Below are 1,131 nucleotides of genomic sequence, written 5' to 3'. Positions count from 1 at the left end.
GACGACCGTGACGCGCGCCCCCGCCGGCAACGCGGCCAGCGCGGCGCGCGCCCGCCCGGCGCCCTCCCACGTACCGACCGGGACGGTCCCGGGCAGGGGCCGCGCGGTGCTGCCGACGGCGAGGAGGAGATGGTCGTACGGGAGCGTGTCGCCCCCGGCGAGCACGAGGGTGCCCTCGCTCGCCTTCTCGGCCTCCCCCACCCGGACCTCGACACCGTCCCGCAGCATCGACCGCAGCGGCCTCGCGGCCTCGGCGCTCCCCGCGACGCGCTGGTGCAGCCGCACCCGCTCCACGAACTCCGGGCGCGGGTTGACGAGCGTGACCTCGGCCCCCTTCACCTTCTTGACCAGGCGGTTCGCCGCCAGCGTTCCGGCGTAACCGGCTCCCACCACAAGCACCTTCATCGCGGTCCCCTTCCGGACGGTCCGTCTGTCCCACCTCCTTGACGGACCGGCGCCGCGATGTGTGACAGGCCCGGCAAGCTGCGGCCGCCCCCGACCCGCTCCCGACCCGCTTCCGGAAGCCCGCAGCGACCCGCCGCAGCAACCCCCGCGGGCGCTCCCTCACTCCTCCGCGCCCGCGCGCCGCGCCGCCTCCTCCCCCTGCCATCCCGCCGCCTCGTCGAGCCCCACGTAGAGGACGTCGCGCGCCTCCTCCGCCGCCCGCCGCAGGGCGTCGGAGAGGAAGTCCAGGAAGCGGGCGGTGTTCTCCAGGCGGATCGCGGCCGGGGTTCCCGCGCCCAGGACGCGTACGCCTTCGCGCGCGGCGGCGACGATGAGGTCGTTGGAGCGGATGCTGGCGAGGATCGACTCGTACCAGACGCCGTTGTCGATCACGTACCGCTCGCGGCGGCCCTCGGTCTGACGGCGGACGAGGCCCTGCCCCTCCATGAAGGCGACGGCCTTGGAGACGGAGGCGGGGCTGATCCCGAGGCGGCCGACGAGTTCGGCGGCGGTGAGCCCGCCCGAGTCCGTGAGCGCGAGGGCGGCCTGCACCCGGGCCGCCATCCGGGGCAGGCCGGAGGTGAGGAAGACCTCGGTGAGCGTCTCCTCGTAGGCGCGCACCGCCTCCGGGTCGCGCCCGCCCTCGCCGCCCGGCGCGGGCCGCGTCTCGCGGGCGGCGCCGGGTGC

General features: G+C 76.5%; 2 protein-coding genes. Both read right to left on the bottom strand.

Translation table 11 applies throughout. The annotated features are described in order from the left end of the window. On the bottom strand, positions 1–405 hold a 405-nt coding region (locus G3I42_RS19470; protein WP_164287659.1), incomplete at its 3' end, for an FAD-dependent oxidoreductase. A 159-nt stretch (positions 406–564) separates the two neighbouring features. Further along, positions 565–1,131: helix-turn-helix domain-containing protein (locus G3I42_RS19465; RefSeq protein ID WP_164287657.1), on the bottom strand; the 567-nt coding region annotated here is incomplete at its 5' end.

The sequence above is a fragment of the Streptomyces sp. SID11385 genome (assembly GCF_010548245.1).
Lineage (GTDB): Bacteria > Actinomycetota > Actinomycetes > Streptomycetales > Streptomycetaceae > Streptomyces.
This window is presented reverse-complemented; position numbering and strand designations above follow the sequence as displayed.